General features: G+C 33.5%; 12 protein-coding genes. 5 read left to right on the top strand and 7 right to left on the bottom strand.

The genetic code is table 11. The features are described 5' to 3' along the window. Positions 1–59: 59 nt before the first annotated feature. The gene (locus ACM55M_RS15035; RefSeq protein WP_416858471.1) at positions 60–2123 is read right to left on the bottom strand and encodes a M1 family metallopeptidase; all 2064 of its coding nucleotides are present in this window, start codon (positions 2121–2123) and stop codon (positions 60–62) included. Between the two features lie 104 nt (positions 2124–2227). Here ACM55M_RS15035 and ACM55M_RS15030 point away from each other — a divergent pair, with 104 nt between their 5' ends. Beyond that, a complete protein-coding gene (locus tag ACM55M_RS15030; RefSeq protein WP_416858470.1) occupies positions 2228–2965 on the top strand; it encodes a Dph6-related ATP pyrophosphatase in 738 nt (245 codons plus the stop codon). A 229-nt stretch (positions 2966–3194) separates the two neighbouring features. Here ACM55M_RS15030 and ACM55M_RS15025 read toward each other — a convergent pair whose 3' ends face one another. The 6 genes from ACM55M_RS15025 to ACM55M_RS15000 form a co-directional block, all read right to left on the bottom strand. Further along, positions 3195–4679: an aminopeptidase P N-terminal domain-containing protein gene (locus ACM55M_RS15025; RefSeq protein ID WP_416858469.1), complete on the bottom strand. Its 1485-nt coding sequence runs from the start codon at positions 4677–4679 to the stop codon at positions 3195–3197. A gap of 249 nt (positions 4680–4928) precedes the next feature. Beyond that, positions 4929–5351: a hypothetical protein gene (locus ACM55M_RS15020; RefSeq protein ID WP_416858468.1), complete on the bottom strand. Its 423-nt coding sequence runs from the start codon at positions 5349–5351 to the stop codon at positions 4929–4931. Positions 5352–5488: 137 nt separating this feature from the next. After that, entirely contained in the window at positions 5489–6034 is a 546-nt protein-coding gene (locus tag ACM55M_RS15015; RefSeq protein ID WP_416858467.1) for a DUF1697 domain-containing protein, read from the bottom strand. A gap of 240 nt (positions 6035–6274) precedes the next feature. Then, positions 6275–6721: a NanQ anomerase/TabA/YiaL family protein gene (locus ACM55M_RS15010; protein WP_416858466.1), complete on the bottom strand. Its 447-nt coding sequence runs from the start codon at positions 6719–6721 to the stop codon at positions 6275–6277. 85 nt (positions 6722–6806) lie between these two features. Next, a complete protein-coding gene (locus tag ACM55M_RS15005; RefSeq protein ID WP_416858465.1) occupies positions 6807–7460 on the bottom strand; it encodes a Yip1 family protein in 654 nt (217 codons plus the stop codon). Between the two features lie 93 nt (positions 7461–7553). Next, positions 7554–7997: a DUF2059 domain-containing protein gene (locus ACM55M_RS15000; RefSeq protein ID WP_416858464.1), complete on the bottom strand. Its 444-nt coding sequence runs from the start codon at positions 7995–7997 to the stop codon at positions 7554–7556. A 149-nt stretch (positions 7998–8146) separates the two neighbouring features. Here ACM55M_RS15000 and recG point away from each other — a divergent pair, with 149 nt between their 5' ends. The 4 genes from recG (at position 8147) to ACM55M_RS14980 (ending at position 16307) form a co-directional block, all read left to right on the top strand. Then, positions 8147–10255, top strand: a complete 2109-nt coding sequence (recG, locus tag ACM55M_RS14995) for an ATP-dependent DNA helicase RecG (protein WP_416858463.1) — start codon at positions 8147–8149, stop codon at positions 10253–10255. A 486-nt stretch (positions 10256–10741) separates the two neighbouring features. Beyond that, a complete protein-coding gene (locus ACM55M_RS14990) occupies positions 10742–11803 on the top strand; it encodes an efflux RND transporter periplasmic adaptor subunit (RefSeq protein ID WP_416858462.1) in 1062 nt (353 codons plus the stop codon). A 93-nt stretch (positions 11804–11896) separates the two neighbouring features. Beyond that, positions 11897–14992: an efflux RND transporter permease subunit gene (locus ACM55M_RS14985; protein ID WP_416858461.1), complete on the top strand. Its 3096-nt coding sequence runs from the start codon at positions 11897–11899 to the stop codon at positions 14990–14992. A 4-nt stretch (positions 14993–14996) separates the two neighbouring features. After that, positions 14997–16307: a TolC family protein gene (locus ACM55M_RS14980; RefSeq protein ID WP_416858618.1), complete on the top strand. Its 1311-nt coding sequence runs from the start codon at positions 14997–14999 to the stop codon at positions 16305–16307. Positions 16308–16333: the final 26 nt, after the last annotated feature.

Below are 16333 nucleotides of genomic sequence, written 5' to 3'. Positions count from 1 at the left end.
ATAAGGAATATAAGTTCATTTAAGTTAAAAAATAGTAGACAAAATTCTATGTTTAATTGCTATTCTCTCAATAATCGATTTAATTGAAATTGTTCGCTTTCATCTAAATTCGGTAAAATTCTTTCGAAAGAAGCTCTCATCGTCGCATTCTTCAATAATCTTCTAATGTTATCTCTTCCAAATTTCGAAAATTGCCACATATGATGTGTTGTTGCTTTTACCAAATTTTTCAATACTTCATCATTGATAATATTAAAAGCAAGCAGTTTCTCTAAAGCATCTTGACAGATGGTTGCTTCATAATTAGACGATGAATAATTAATTAATTCATCTATCAATTGTTCTTTATTTATTGAATAATTGGGTGTTGACAATGCTAACGACAACCATAAAGTACGCAGATTGTAATCACTAAAACCAATCCAATCTTTTGATTTATCCAAATATCTAGCGCGTTGTTCCGGAAAATTATTCCATAAATTATAGAATGCTATTTCTTGTGTTTGATAGGATTTATCATCTAATAAAGTTTCATATTGTGTTCTAAAATTTTCCGGAATTTCATTTAGTGTAGCAGCAACCGCTTGACGAACTTGTATGTTTTTGGTTTCCAAAGCCAAGCTTAAAAGTGCGACTTTACCTTCAAATTTAACTTCTTTTAATTGATTGACTATTGCTTCTTTAACCGTAAAATAAACATCAGATTGTAATGTTTCAGCAAAAAAATATTCTTTCTCTAATAACGGTTTATTTCTTAATTTTTCTACTTCAAATAATATTTGAATTGCCTTATTTTTATTTAATAACGCATTAGCTTGTTGTGTATTAAAAACAGTTATTTCAAGCCATACTTTACTAAAACTATTCAAGTCATAATGTGACAATTTTTTAATTTCAGCAAAGAAATCTTGTGTATTTACCGTTTGAAACGAATGTTTTTTCAAATAACATTTTACTGCTTTTTTAAAAGCCTTTTTGCCTATTGCTTCGTGTAAAACATGCAATGCCCAAGCGCCTTTTTGATAGAAAGTCAACGAACTGGCTTTGGCGTTCAAAACTGGAATTGTATCGGTTCTGGAAGCAAACTTTAATTGTTGTGCCGATTCATATAATTTGGAATAAAAATAATCTTCCCCATAAATTTCCTTTTCGGCTAATAAGGCATAGTAGGTAGCAAAACCTTCCTGAAGCCAATGCTGCTTACTACTTTCGGCAGTGACTAAATTACCAAACCATTGGTGCGCCAATTCATGTGCATTCACATTCGTATAACTTCGGTCTTCAAAACCAGTTGAATCTACCACATATCGCGTGGAGAATAAAGTTGCCGACGTATTTTCCATACCGGCATACAAGAAATCACGAACGGGAGCTTGTTTATAAATTTCCCAAGGATACTTCACTCCTATTTCCTTTTCCAAAAAATCAAATAATTGCTTTGAATACCGATAGGTCGCTTCAAATTTAGATTTATCTTTTTGTTCATAATACATTTCTAAAGGAATTCCCGAATTTGATTTCTGAGTTTGTTTTTCAAATTTCCCGATGGCGAGCATCAGTAAATAAGAACTCATCGGTTTTTGCATTTGGTATTGCCAAACCGAAAGTCCATTGAGTTCCGACTTAAATTTCAAAACTCCATTTGAAAGTACTTGATAGTCTTTATTATATACAATATTCAAATTGAAAACCACTTTTTCATTCCCATCATCAAAACTTGGAAACCAATGACTGGTATATTTCCCTTGTCCCTGTGTCCAAATTTGCTGATTATCATTTGTTTCAGATCCTATGAAATACATGGTTTGTTTTGGCTTAGCCAAATAATGAAAAGTCAGACTATTTTTTCCTTTTTTAAATGGAAAAATAATTTGCAATTGTTTTTGTGTGTTGCTAAAATTGATAGGTTTCCCGTTCAGTTTCAAATTAGAAAATTCCATGCTTTGCGCATCAATTTTAATGGTATCAATGGCTATCAAAACTTCAAAATCATAATCAACATCTCCAGAAACTGTTTTTTCAATTGGATTAACAGCAATTTTTCCTAAAACCGATTTAAAATCAACAAATTGCGTCTGTTGGGCGAATGTTATTGTGGATAGTAAGAGGAAAAGGTATTTCATTGATTGCAAAGATTAAACTAAGATTTTCAAAGTTACAAAGGTTTACCAAACTAATAGTACAAATTTTGTAAGTTTACCCCCTGAAAAACCTCAAGAAAATCCCATTGAAAAAGAAAGCCCTATTTAATTGGAGCAGCGGAAAAGATTCTGCGCTTGCTTTATATAAAACATTACAAAATTCAGAATTCGAAATTAGCTGTTTACTTACCAGCGTAAATCAACAATTCCAACGTATTTCCATGCATGGTGTTCGAGTAGAATTATTGGAACAGCAAGCAAAAAGTATTGGATTACCGCTTGAAATTATGCAAATTCCAGAAATGCCCACGATGGAAGTCTATGAAAAAGTTATGCAGGAAACATTGACAAAACTAAAAGACCAAGGTATTACGCATTCTATTTTTGGAGATATATTTCTGGAAGATTTACGTAAATACCGAGAAGACAAATTAGCCGAAATAGGATTCAAAGGCGTTTTCCCGCTTTGGAAAATTCCAACACAAGATTTGATTCAAGAATTTATAAGTCTGGGTTTCAAAACGATTGTCGTTTGTGTAAACGAACGGTTTCTTGACAAAAGCTTTGTAGGTCGTGTTATCGATCAGGATTTTATCAACGATTTACCTGAAAACGTGGATGTTTGCGGAGAAAATGGCGAATTTCACACCTTTACTTTTGATGGTCCTATATTCTCTGAATCCATAGATTTTGAAATTGGCGAAGTTGTTTATAGAAAATACGAAAAACCAAAAGAGGAAGATTCCTCAAATACCGCTTGCGACACGAGTGCTTCCGATGCATTTGATTTCGGGTTTTGGTATTGTGATTTAGTAGCTAAGTAATTTTAATTAAACTTATGGACTAAAAGTTCGTAGTTTTGGGAGGAAGACTTAAAATCTACACGGTTGCAGACCAAATATTAGCCACAAATTAATTAGTGGTAATTCGTGAAATTCGCGGCATTTTTTTTAGGAACTAAGTGCATCGATTTAAAGTATAATTTGAGTCCAATAAAAAACTCCGAAGTCTTGAGACATCGGAGTTTTTTATTAGATAATGATTAAAAAATTTTTAATCCAATTTTGGTAAAGAAAAACTATCAAAAACACTTTTTTCTTTCATAAGCGCTTCAATTTCATTTGATTTTCTAGGTGCTTCTAAAGATAAATTAACTGGACCATTAGCTGTAATTAAAATATCATCTTCGATTCGTACGGCAATTCCCCACCATTTTTTATCACAATCGCTTCCTTTCGGAATATAAATTCCAGGTTCGACTGTGACCACCATATTTTCCTCAAAATTATTATACAAACCTGGATTATGAACATCTAACCCAATGTGATGCGAAGTCCCATGCGGAAAATATTTTCGAGATTCATCTGCCGTTTTAGTAATTCCTAATTTCAACAAACCATCACTGATTGTTTTGCGTGCCGCAACATCCGGAGCACTAAAGCTATTTCCTGTTTTTGCGGTAGCAATACCTGCTTCTTGGGCATCATAGACTAAATCATAAATTAGCTTTTGCTCAGTAGAAAATTTTCCGTTTGCAGGAATAGTTCGCGTTACATCAGCGCTGTAGCCGTGATATTCTGCCCCTAAATCCATTAAAACCAAATCATTTTCCACCTTCATTTTGCTGTTTTCAATATAATGCAATACACAACCATTATTTCCGGCTCCCACTATTGATGGATACCCTTCAAACTCACTGCCATATTTTTTATACACAAACTCATGGACACCTTGTATTTCGGTTTCAGACATTCCCGGATGCATCGCTTTCATGATTTCACGTTGTCCCATTGCTGAAATTCGAACGGCTTTAGTTAGCAAAACCATTTCTTCTTTGGATTTTTTCTCCCGCAAACTCGCCATGTAAGTTGCAATCGATTTGGTATCGGTAGTTGCTTTTTGTGTAGTAATACTTTTTTTAGCATTAATTTCATTTTGCAAATTAGAATCTATTTGCTTTTCTGCTTTTACATCATATCCAATTTGAGTTTTAAAAGCTTCAATTAATTTGTACAAATCGGCTTTGTCGCGTTTTGAATTTCTGGTGTCATTTTCAAATTCCTTAAAAAGCACATTGTTAAAACTCATATAATCAATCCCAGAATTTAGAAACTCTTTTCCATTTAAAGCGACCTCAAAACCTAAATCCTTTTTAGCACCTTCCGTTCCCAGGCGTATTCCAGTCCACTGCTCCGCTTTTGGATTTTTTTCCTGTACATAAAGAATTTCGTTATAGTTTTTTCCGTCTTTATCCGTTTGATTATTCGAAAAAATAACCAAAACACAATTGGGTTCTTTGTATCCTGTTAAGTAATAAAAATCAGGATCTTGATGGTACACATAATCAACATCATTGGCTCGATTCCGAACAGGATTTCCAAAAAATACTGCAACGCTATTATTTGGCATTTTTTTACGCAAAGCTTCTCTTCGTTCTTTGTGAAATTGAGCCGACAAGTAGTCGTTTGGAGTTCCATTTTGTGCTATCGAAGTACAAACAAATAGTACAGTGAGGATAAAAGAAAGTCTAAAAGTCATCTATTTAAAGGTTAGGGTTTTAAATGCTACAGAAAACATTTATATATTGTTAATTAGGAGTAAATATAAATAATTTCATGTTTAATATATAACTTTTCCGGGTAGAATTGTTTATAATTTTAGTCTAAACATAGAAAAAGGGCACATAAAAGTTAAAAAACTTCGAGTACTCTTTTCAGAAGTGCCACATAATTCTAGAATTAACCCTAACTAAATGGTATGAAAAATGTTGTAAAATACACTTATAATTTACTTTTTGTATTCTAATCCGGGACCATCACAGCTTTTCCAAGTACTTGATAAATTGTTCTTATCAGTAAAATAAAGTACCTCTTTTAGGTTTCCATAACAGTTTCCTATAATCTCGCTGTCATTGGGATATGTCAATTCTAAATACATTCCGTCCGAATCAGTTGTAGCAGCATATGTTCCTGAAATGGTTGCTTTAATCATATTTCTTTCTCTGGATTTTGTAAATGTTCCATTAGAGTTGAACAAATAAAATTCTTGCCATTCCATTGCAGAACCTGTAGTTTCTGAATTAGCAATAGAACCCGACATTTTAACCAAAGTCCATTTTCCGTAATAACCCGTATTATCTGTTGTTACAACATCTTTTGAACAGGAATTAAAAACAGAAAGAAAAGCAATAAGAATAGTAAAATGTTTCATATATCAGTTTTTACAGCTACAATATAGATGATGCCAATTATAAAAGGTTGCGTCAAATTATAATTATTTATTTTTTTAATGCTAAAATAAATTAGTCCAAATTAGTACCAATTACAACTAACTTTTTTAATGTCCTTTTATCTTTCTTCATACATTTTTAGCAACTGCGTCACCGTATTCCAATTTCGGATTGTGGCAGTAACATTCAGTTTTTTCTCGATGTATTTTTGATCAAAACGTGTTTTTCCAGCACCAACGGCGTATTTAATAAAAATTCTACTGCCATCAATACTAGCTTCATCCGGTTTAAACTGACTAATTTTCAAATCATTTATACTGTTGCTTTGCAAAGCGGTAGAAATAAACGCCACGTATAACTTCTTAGTATCAATATCTTTTTCTTTCAAAAAAGGATTGTTCTTGAGACAGGCTTCTAAATCCGCAGGACCTATAACCACAATAGGCACCTCATGTCCAAAAACTTTGAAAATTTCCTGCTTGATTTGAAAACCAACTTTGGAAGCATTTTCCTCTTCCGTATCCACAAAAACATTTCCTGATTGTATGTAGGTTACCACATTTTGAAAACCTATAGCTTCCAAAGTAGTTTTCAGCGCCTCCATTTTTATCATGTTGTGACCGGAAACATTGATACCACGAAGTAATGCGAGATGAGTTGTCATTTTTAATACTTTTTAAGTGTTCAAAGATATTGCGTTTGAAACGGAATTCACAATTTAATTGATTGGAATCATTGCATAAAAATTCTGAAATGAGAAAACGTAGAAGAAATATTTTGATTGTTTAGAATTTCTTTTAAAGGCAATTTTATAAAAAAAGAACCTCGCTAAAGAAGACTCAAACGAGGTATTTTATAGTTTTTTTCTTTAATCTTTAGGAGGGGAACACAATTGATAGTATTATCAAATTCGCACCTTTACAACAACTTTTTTTACTTTAGAAATTTGTTCCGCTTTTACACAAGGTCTATGAAGATCATCTGGAAAAAACAAGGTAAACATTCCTTCTTCTACTCTAATTAAAGAGGTTTCTCCTTCAAAAAATGAATAATCTTTTTCTTCATCAGTAAAAATCATTTTTTGATTTTTTTTAGTCGTAACTCCCATCAATTCAACACCTTTTATAATATATTGGATATCGATATGCTGAATGTGTCCTTCTAATTTACAATCTTCTACTTCCTTTGTATCATATTCCTGCACTATTGCAAAAACAGCGTCATTGTCAATTTGATATTTACCCGACTCTATTTGAGCTAAATCAGTGTTTCTAATAAATTCAAATCCTTTAGCGATTCTTTCGCTTAGGTTCCAATAAAGTTTATAATTTTCAATTTTATCCAGTATCATTTTATATTTTTAATTGATAAGTAAATCGTCATGATAGACTTTTTTATTTTGCGAAGATATTGTGTTTGGAGGGAGTTTTTGAATTTTAATTTATGAGCTTAAATAGTAAAACTAAAATCAATATGAAAAAAATCAATAAAATTGCAGGTAAAAGCAAGTTTAAAATAGATTTACCTATAGATAATTTCTGTACTTCTGATATTCCAATTACACATAATACAAATGACCAAATCCCTAATATAAGTTCGATAATAAAAAAGCCATAATAAATAACACTCTCTACTAATCCTGAGCTATAAAAATCATTTTCCGATTTAAACATTGTTTCGCCATAAATCGCAATTTGAGGAATAAGTATAATTAAACTAAGTATAGAAGGAAACAAAGCATAAGCAAGAATTCTTAATATAGATTCCGTATTTCCCTTTCCATTCAACCAACTACCAGACCAACTTATCAATGCTGAATAAATATAATAAGTAATCCATCCAAATAGGCCTCCAAAAATAATACTAATTAAGATTATTGCCCAAATGGAATAATTATCTCCCATATTTTTAGTTGATGCTCTATCAAAAGATCGAAGCATACCAGCAAGAAATAATAATATATATAAATGTTTTTCGTAATTGTAATCATTTATAAACTTGAAAGCTTCTCTTGGAGATGTCAATATTTTTATAAAAATATCACTTTCAAAGATTTTATTTTTTTCAGGTAAATCTTCTAAATCATTCATTTTTTAGTTTTTCTTTTGATTTGATTTATGATTTTAATTTTTGAGGTAAATCAATTGTGACAAAGACTTTGAATACGGATTCAACAGCTGTAATTAGTCTTTTTCCACAAACCCTTTTTCCTTTAGATTATTATAAACTTTTTCTCCAATCTCTTTTCCCCAGGTTTGTCCAGCTTGCATTGATTCTTGTAGTACTAAAGGCATTATTGATATTAATTTCTTCCCCAAAGAGGACTGATAAAATTCGGCTAGTTGCTTTATTTCCGATTCAGTATAATATTTATCATAAATTGGAATAATCAAATTTATTAGAGTATCAGAATTCATCTCTTTTAAAAAATTATCCCAAAATTCTACCGGTACATTAGGATAGCTTTTTTTGAAGCTAATAATCATATTTTCTCCCACTTGAACACCTAATTTTCCCGAGCCTGTTAATTCAAGAAGGTTTTTAATATTATCCATTTTTGATATAGATTGTGAAAATCCGCTTGTGAGAAGCCCACATAAAAAGAGTGTAATTAAAAATCGTTTCATTTAATTATAATTAGTGGATAAGTGCTATGTTTAAATATAAAACATGTCGAATGAATACTATTATTCATTTTCCAAATATACCAATTTTCTTACACTAATTTCAATTTTTCCTATTTCCAAATTTCCAAACAAAAAACTATCTTCGCAGCATGCAGCAAAACCTCCTACTTACTCCCATAGAATACCTCAAAGGCGTTGGTCCCAATCGGGGCGAATTGCTGCGTAAGGAATTGGGAATTTATAAGTACGTGGATTTGGTTAATTTTTTTCCAAACAGATACATTGACAGAACACGGTATTACAAGATTAACGAACTGCAAAATAATGTTGCCGAAGTTCAGATTATCGGTAAAATCATCAACATCAAAACCGTAGAATTTGGCAGAAACCAAAAACGATTGGTAGCGACTTTTGTGGATGATACAGGACAAATGGAACTCGTTTGGTTTCAAGGTCACAAATGGATTCGGGAAAGTTTAAAGCTCAACGAAATCTGTGTGATTTTTGGGAAATGCGCATCTTTTGGGAATGCGTTCAATATGGCACATCCAGAAATTGAATTGATGAGCGAACACGAACAAAGTCTGCGTTCGGCAATGCAACCCGTTTATCCTTCGACAGAAACCTTAACGAATCGCGGGATTTCGAACCGGGTGATTAATAAACTAATGCAACAATTGTTTCTGGAAACGCAAGCGTTGTTCACGGAAACCTTGCCGGATTATTTGATTAACGAATTGAAACTGATTCCTAAAAAAGCAGCTTTATTCAACATTCATTTTCCAAAAAGCGCTGATGTTTTGGCGAAAGCCAAATTCCGATTAATTTTCGAAGAATTATTCTTTATCCAATTACAATTAATCACGAAGAATCTCATCCGGAAACATAAAATAAAAGGGCATCCGTTTGCAACTGTAGGCGAATATTTCAATAATTTTTATCAGAATCATTTGCCTTTTCAATTGACCAACGCCCAAAAGAGAGTAATCAAAGAAATACGAACTGATATGGGCAGCAACGCCCAAATGAACCGATTACTGCAAGGTGATGTAGGTTCGGGAAAAACCATTGTCGCTTTTATGAGCATGCTTTTGGCACTTGATAATGGTTTCCAAGCGTGCTTGATGGCACCCACTGAAATCCTCGCCAATCAGCATTTCATTGGTTTATCCGAATTGGCAGTAACTTTAAATATCAACATTAGAATACTAACCGGATCCACCAAAATAGCGCAACGCAGAATTATCCATGAAGAACTGGAAAACGGCACGTTACACATCCTTATCGGAACGCATGCTTTACTGGAAGACAAAGTGAAATTCAAGAATTTAGGCTTGGCCGTGATTGATGAACAACACCGTTTTGGCGTAGAACAACGCTCTAAATTGTGGAAGAAAAATACGATTCCGCCACACGTTTTGGTGATGACCGCCACGCCTATTCCCAGAACTTTGGCGATGAGTTTGTATGGTGATTTAGACATTTCAGTAATTGACGAATTGCCTCCAGGACGAAAACCGATTCAAACCGTACACCGTTTTGACAGCAACCGATTAAAAGTTTGGAAATTCCTGCGGGACGAAATCGCTTTGGGCCGACAAATCTATATTGTCTATCCACTGATTCAGGAATCCGAAAAAATGGATTTCAAGGATTTAATGGACGGTTACGAAAGTATTTCCCGAGATTTTCCGTTGCCACAATATTCCATTTCAATCTTGCACGGAAAAATGAAACCGGCGGATAAAGATGCTGAAATGAAACGCTTTTCGGAAGGAAAAACCAATATTATGGTAGCTACAACGGTAATTGAAGTCGGCGTAAATGTTCCTAATGCAAGTGTGATGATTATTGAAAGTGCGGAACGGTTTGGATTATCGCAACTGCATCAGCTTCGCGGTCGCGTGGGTCGTGGTGCGGAACAAAGTTATTGCATTCTGATGATGAGCCATAAATTGAGTTCTGACAGTAAAACCCGTATGGAAACAATGGTGCAGACGAATGATGGTTTCGAAATTGCTGAAGTAGATTTGAAGCTTCGCGGTCCTGGCGATTTAATGGGAACCCAACAAAGTGGCGTGCTCAACCTTCAAATTGCCGATTTAGTTAGAGACAGGGATACTTTGGCATTAGCCAGAAACTATGCATTGAAATTGCTAAAGGAAGATGCAGGAATGCAAAAACCCGAGCATGCTGCTTTAAGAGCTGTTTTTATCGAGATGACCAAAAAGAAAAACATTTGGAATTATATTAGTTAAATCAAAATAGGACAAACATTTTTTTTAACAGAGTAAGAAATGTAAGTTTATCTAAGAAAATGGTCATTCTAATCCCAACACTTATTTATTACTTTAAATGGGAATTAAGCCCCTATTTATCAATACTTTGTTTTGTCTATTCGTTTTTAAATTACAAATACTAGGATCTTATAATGCTCGTAAAAACTTAGATGTCTTTACATTTCGTATTTGTTTAAATCCCTTTATAAATTCCACCCTTTGAAGTAAATTCTACAAAAAATATTTCTTTTATAGAATTATTGGTTAAACCATTCCCGTTTTTCAGAGTCGAATAGGAACTAAATGAAGAAATATTTTATGCCCTTTGTCATTCTAAATTTCATTAATATTTGTATGTACAAACGTTAAATAAAAATTAACAAAACAAATATTCCCAATAGTAAACCTTAATTTTGTTAAATCAATCTTAAATAGTTTTCTTTAACGCAATATTACTCTTATCCCATGAAAATAAAATACTTAGTTTACGCCTTATTAACCATCGGAATTATTGGGTTTATCGGTTACCGAATCAATGCAAACAAAAGTGAAAATGAAGGAGGAAATGATAAAGGAGGAAAAGACAAACCTATTAATGTAACAGGAATCGTTGTCCACCCGGAAACTTTTGATAATAACCTGTCGCTTTCCGGTTCCATCGAAGCGAATGAGCAGGTAGAAATCAGAAGTGAAGTTTCTGGTATTGTTGAAGGTATTTATTTTCAGGAAGGCAGTAATGTCAGCAAAGGACAAGTGCTTTTTAAAGTAAATGACATTGAACTGAGAGCGCAATTGAGACAAATGACCACCAAAGAAGGTTTAGCATCCGAAAACGAAAGAAGAGCTAAATTATTATTACAAAAAGAGGCTATCAGCCAAGAAGAATATGATGTTGCCAGAGCAGATTTAAAATCGGCACAATCTCAAAGTCAACTGATAAAAGCACAAATATCAAAAACATCCGTTAGAGCACCATTTTCAGGAAAAATAGGACTTCGTTCCATTTCTCCAGGAACGTATATTACACCAACACTTCTAGTGGCAAAATTGGTTAATATTGGTAAACTAAAAATTACTTTTTCGATTCCTGAAAAATATGCAACCCAGGTAAAAACAAATACACAATTAACTTTTACTGTTGCAGGTTCAACTGAAAAATATGCTGCTAAAGTTTATGCAATCGAGCCAGGAGTTGAAGTTGCGACAAGAACATTACAAGTTCGAGCAATTGCAGAAAACAGAAACGGCAAATTATTACCAGGAACATTTGCGAATGTTGAATTGCCTTTGGATATCATTAAAGACGCCATTATAATTCCTTCGGAAGCTATTATTCCAGTACAAAACGGGAAAAAAGTTTTCATCTCAAGTAATGGAAAAGCTAAAGAAGTAATGATAGAAACCGCAACAAGAACCGATGCTTCTATTCTAGTTCTTTCAGGCTTGAAAGCTGGAGATACCGTTTTGACAAGTGCTGTAATGTCATTAAAAGATGAAATTCCTGTTAAAGTGAAAGTTAAGTTATGAGTTAATAAATTATGATTTATTGTGCCTAAAATATAAATCATAATTAAGCAACAACAATTCCTAATTCATAATTACTAATATATAATTCAAAAAATGAGTTTATCTACTACAAGTATAAGAAGGCCCGTATTTACGATTGTAATTAATTTAGCAATTGTATTATTTGGTCTTATTGGATATAGTTTTCTGGGAGTTCGTGAATTTCCTTCGATTGATCCAGCCCAAATTTCGATTCGAACAAACTATGCCGGAGCCAATTCAGATATCATTGAATCCCAAATTACTGAACCCCTTGAAAAAGCCATTAACTCTATTGACGGAATCCGAAACGTTACGTCTTCGAGTGCTCAAGGAAGCAGTAATATCACAATCGAATTTAATTTAGATAAAAATCTGGAAGAAGCTGCCAATGATGTGCGTGATAAAGTGTCACAAGCCGTGAGAAGCTTACCACAAGATATTGACGCTCCACCAGTTGTTTCTAAGGCAGATGCCAATGGAGATGCCATTATTTCGATGACGGTACAAAGTGATACCCGAAATGCATTGGAACTTAGTGATTATGCCGAAAATGTAATTTCCCAACGATTAGAAACAATTCCAGGGGTAAGTGGTGTTCAAATTTGGGGACAAAAACGATATGCGATGCGCTTGTGGATTGACCCTGTGAAATTAGCGTCTTATGGCTGTACGATTTCAGATGTTCGAGATGCGTTGAATAAACAAAATGTGGAACTCCCTTCAGGAAAACTGACAGGAAAAAACACGGAACTTACCGTTAAAACTATTGGAAATCTATCCAAGCCTGAAGAATTCAACAACATCATTATACGTTCAGTTGGTGAAAAAGTAATTCGCTTAAGCGATATTGGAACAGCAAGTTTAGGTCCTGAAAATACCGAAACTCAAATGACACAATCAGGCACGCCTTTAGTTGGTGTGGCTATTGTGCCACTTCCCGGAGCTAATTATTTAGATATTTCAGCCGCTTTTTATAAAGAATTCGAAAAATTAAAAAAAGACTTGCCTAAAGATATCAAGTTAAATATCGCCATCGACAATACCATATTTGTAAAAAAATCAGTGATTGAAGTTGCCGAAACTTTAGGGATTTCTATCATTTTGGTAATTTTAATTATCTATTTATTTTTTAGAGATTGGGCTATTGCTTTCAGACCTTTAATTGATATTCCCGTTTCGTTGATTGCAACATTCTTTATTATGTGGCTTTTTGGATTTTCGATAAATGTATTGACTTTATTGGCGATTGTTCTTGCTACTGGTCTTGTGGTCGATGATGGAATTGTAGTGACCGAAAATATTTTCAAGAAAGTAGAAGAAGGTATGACGCCTATTGAAGCAGCAATAAAAGGATCCAATGAAATATTTTTTGCAGTAATTTCGATTTCGATAACCTTAGCCGCTGTATTTTTACCTGTAATTTTCCTCGAAGGATTTGTTGGGCGGTTGTTTAGGGAATTCGGTGTGGTTATTGGTGCTGCAGTACTAATTTCAGCATTTGTATCATTGACCTTAACCCCTATGTTGAATGCTTATTTGATGAAAGGTGGCGAACAAAAAAAATCAAAATTCTATATTCGTACAGAACCGTATTTTGAAAAACTAAACAGTAGTTACGCTAGTGCTTTACAGCGTTTCATGAAAAGGAAATGGTTGAGTTTTCCTATTTTGATTGCTTGTTTTGGACTGATTTATTTGTTTTTTAATATTTTGCAAAAAGAAACTGCCCCATATGATGACCGTAGTGGATTTGTAATGCGAATGTCAACTCCTGAAGGATCTACTTATGAGTATACCGATCGTTTCATGCAGGAAATGTCAAAATTAGTAGATGATTCCATTCCTGGAAAAAAAGTGAGTTTAGTGATTACTTCTCCTGGATTTGGATCTTCATCTGTGAATAGTGGATTTATTCGGGTTTCTTTGGTAGAACCAAACGAAAGAAAAGATTCCCAAAAAGAGATTGCACAAAAATTGACTAAATGGTCCAAACAATATCCTGATGCAAAAACCTCGGTAATTGAACAACCTACAATTGCAGTAAACAGACGTGGAGGCCTACCGATTCAATACATTATACAAGCTCCCAACTTTGAGAAATTAAGAGAAAAAATTCCAGTATTTATGGATGAAGTGGGTAAGAATCCAACTTTTGCAGTAAGTGATGTAAATTTAAAATTTAATAAACCAGAAGTCAATGTCAGCATTGACAGAGAAAAAGCGGAGAGTTTAGGAATATCTGTGATTGATATTGCCCAAACCCTGCAACTTTCCTTAAGTGGTCAACGTTTTGGTTATTTCATGAGAAATGGAAAGCAATATCAAGTAATTGGACAGTTTAATCAAGAAGACCGTTCAAAACCATTGGATTTAACCTCCATGTATGTCAAAAACAATAAAGGGGAATTAATTCAAATGGACAATGTGGTAACCATTGAAGAGAAAAGTAATCCTCCACAATTGTATCATAATAATCGATACATGTCGGCTACGGTTTCTGCTGGTCTTGCTCCAGGCAAAAGTATCAGCGATGGAATCGATGCGATGAATGAGATAAAAGCTAAAGTTCTGGACGATACATTTACCACCGATTTAGGTGGAGAATCCAGAGATTTTGTTGAAAGTAGCTCGAATACTACTTTCGCATTTGGATTGGCTTTGCTATTGATATTTTTAATTTTAGCAGCACAATTTGAAAGCTTTATTGATCCGTTTATTATTATTTTGACGGTGCCAATGGCAGTGGCCGGAGCATTATTCTCCTTATGGTTATTTGATCAAACCTGGAATATTTTTAGCCAAATTGGAACGGTAATGTTAATTGGTTTGGTAACCAAAAACGGAATTCTGATTGTCGAATTTGCGAATCAGCTGCGAGAACAGGGGAAATCTAAAATTGATGCGATCTTGGAAGCTTCAGAAGCGAGACTTCGTCCCATTTTAATGACCAGTTTAGCCATTTCATTAGGGGCTTTACCTATTGCGATGTCGCTTGGAGCTGCTTCAACAAGTAGAATCGGGATGGGAGTTGTAATCGTTGGCGGAACTATTTTCTCTTTGGTTTTAACCTTATTTGTTATTCCGGCGATGTATTTAATGTGGTCGAAAGCCCGAAAACATTATCCCGAATTTGATCACATTGAAGAATATGAAAAAGAAAGTAAGTAATATGATGAATTCAAAAAATACATTTAGAAGCCTGATTTTATTTTTCTTTTGCATCATAAAAATGAATGCTCAAGAAATTTTAACTGTTGAAGATGTTGTGAAAATTGCATTAGAAAATAATTATGAAATCAAAATTGCGTCAAACAATTTATTAATCGACAAAACTAACGTAAGTCCAGGAAATGCAACTATGTTGCCTAAAGTTACTGCTACAATTGTGGACAACAATAGTGTTCAAAACAGTTCGCAAACACGCCAGGACGGAACAGAAACAGAATTAGACAATGCTAAAAACAACAGTTTAAGTTATGGGATTGGATTGGATTGGACAATTTTTGACGGACTGCGTATGTTTGCCAGACTAGATCAACTAAAAGAGTTACAAAAATTAGGAGAAGCCCAGTTAAAACTAACCATAATTACAAAAATCAGTGATGTAAATGCAACTTATTTTGATTTGGTACAACAACAACAGCAATTAGCTGCTTTAGACTCCACAATCGTTATTTCTAATCAGCGATTGACTTTAGCACAAAACCGATTTACTATTGGAAAGGCATCAAAACTGGAAGTTTTAAATGCACAAGTGGATTTAAATACAGATAAAGTTACGCTGTTGAGGCAAAAAGAATTGTTTGTAAATACTAAAATTCTATTGAATCAAATACTTGCCAGAGATGCTAATATTGATTTCAAAGTGGTTGAAAAAATTGTAGTTGACAACGAATTATTGCTTCCGCAATTAAGCGCTTTAGCAGAGAAACAAAACCCGCAATTAGAAACCCAAATCATTAATAAAAGAGTTTCTGAATTACAGTTAAAACAAATAAAAGCAGGGCGTTATCCTAACATAAAAATAAATACAGGCTACAATTTTTCTGAAAGTCAATCCAGTCTTGGATTTGTATCACAATCAGCATCCAAAGGATTGAATTACGGTTTTAGCGCTTCCTTGAATTTATTTGATGGATTTGCACAAAACAGAAACGAGAAAATCGCTAAAATTCAGATTGAGAATTCTAAAATAACAATCGAGCAGCAAAATTTGGCCTTGCATTCACAATTATCCATTTCTTATCAAACCTATTTGACCAATTTGGAATTGATTGCTTTAGAAGAAAAAAATGAAGCAATTGCTAAGCAGAATTTAAATATTACATTAGATAAATTTAGAATTGGAACTATTACCACTTTAGAATTCAGAACCGCACAATTGAATTATGTGAATGCAAAAGTGCGTTACAGCAATGCTCAATTTCAAGCTAAATTATCTGAAATTGCACTAAAAGAATTGGCGGGTAATCTCAGTTTTTAATTTAAATTTGTAAAAAATTTAGCCTA

This window comes from Flavobacterium galactosi (assembly GCF_048158585.1).
Taxonomy (GTDB): Bacteria; Bacteroidota; Bacteroidia; order Flavobacteriales; family Flavobacteriaceae; genus Flavobacterium; species Flavobacterium galactosi.
The sequence above is the reverse complement of the archived record's forward strand: the minus strand, read 5'-3'. Positions and strand labels throughout refer to the sequence as shown.

Coding starts and splice junctions, on each gene's coding strand:
- ACM55M_RS14985 (WP_416858461.1), top strand. CDS start 11,897: ATGAGTTTATCTACTACAAGTATAAGAAGGCCCGTATTTACGATTGTA.
- ACM55M_RS15005 (WP_416858465.1), bottom strand. CDS start 7,460: ATGAATGATTTAGAAGATTTACCTGAAAAAAATAAAATCTTTGAAAGT.
- ACM55M_RS14990 (WP_416858462.1), top strand. CDS start 10,742: ATGAAAATAAAATACTTAGTTTACGCCTTATTAACCATCGGAATTATT.
- ACM55M_RS15015 (WP_416858467.1), bottom strand. CDS start 6,034: ATGACAACTCATCTCGCATTACTTCGTGGTATCAATGTTTCCGGTCAC.
- ACM55M_RS15010 (WP_416858466.1), bottom strand. CDS start 6,721: ATGATACTGGATAAAATTGAAAATTATAAACTTTATTGGAACCTAAGC.
- ACM55M_RS15020 (WP_416858468.1), bottom strand. CDS start 5,351: ATGAAACATTTTACTATTCTTATTGCTTTTCTTTCTGTTTTTAATTCC.
- ACM55M_RS15035 (WP_416858471.1), bottom strand. CDS start 2,123: ATGAAATACCTTTTCCTCTTACTATCCACAATAACATTCGCCCAACAG.
- ACM55M_RS15000 (WP_416858464.1), bottom strand. CDS start 7,997: ATGAAACGATTTTTAATTACACTCTTTTTATGTGGGCTTCTCACAAGC.
- ACM55M_RS15025 (WP_416858469.1), bottom strand. CDS start 4,679: ATGACTTTTAGACTTTCTTTTATCCTCACTGTACTATTTGTTTGTACT.
- ACM55M_RS14980 (WP_416858618.1), top strand. CDS start 14,997: ATGAATTCAAAAAATACATTTAGAAGCCTGATTTTATTTTTCTTTTGC.
- recG (WP_416858463.1), top strand. CDS start 8,147: ATGCAGCAAAACCTCCTACTTACTCCCATAGAATACCTCAAAGGCGTT.